We start from the raw sequence: 662 nt of genomic DNA, 5'->3' as shown, positions 1-662 counted from the left end.
AAAGAGCACCGCGTGCCACTTCGCGGGAGTGGTATCTGTCACCAACCAATGACGACAAGCTATTTCTTTACCGATGAGTTTTATGATCAAAAGGTAAGTTTGGACGGATTAATGCAACACCTTTTGAGCTTAAAAGAGAATTACGATGTGGTAGAGGTGATGTGTCATCCTGCTTATGCCGACCAGCCCCTTATTATGAAAAGTGGCTATGCTCTGCAAAGAGAGTTAGAGCTACAAGTGCTCACATCTCCCATTCTCAAAGAGCAATTGGCGCAGCATGGTATAGCCGTCACGGATTACTCCGCACTCGTTTCTACCAGCCAAGTTGTAGGTGTATGATTAAGGCTGCCAGATTCGACCCCTATAGTCACCTTACGAATTGCTGGCAGCCATTTTTCGAATAAAAACATTCATTATTTATTAGCAGTTGGATTCATTAGCATTATGGCAAGGATTAAAGATGTCGCCGAACTCGCCGGTGTAAATCGTTCTACCGTTTCTCGCATCATTAATGGGGAAGGAAAGTTTCGTGAAGAAACTAGAAAAAAAGTAGAACAAGCCATGGCGCAATTGAATTACCGTCCAAGTGCGATCGCCCGTTCTCTTGCAACATCGTCAAGTAATATGGTCGGTTTGTTGGTGACTTATTACACCGGTGGATT

General features: G+C 44.0%; 2 protein-coding genes. Both read left to right on the top strand.

All coding sequences use genetic code 11. The features are described 5' to 3' along the window. A partial coding sequence (locus tag R7P74_RS26900) for a ChbG/HpnK family deacetylase (protein WP_318123716.1) occupies positions 1 to 339 on the top strand: 339 nt, incomplete at its 5' end. A gap of 105 nt (positions 340 to 444) precedes the next feature. Then, on the top strand, positions 445 to 662 hold a 218-nt coding region (locus R7P74_RS26895), incomplete at its 3' end, for a LacI family DNA-binding transcriptional regulator (protein WP_318078720.1).

The organism is Vibrio sp. 2033 (genome assembly GCF_033339735.1).
Note: the sequence above shows the minus strand (reverse complement) of the source record. Positions and strands in the feature narration are given on the sequence as shown.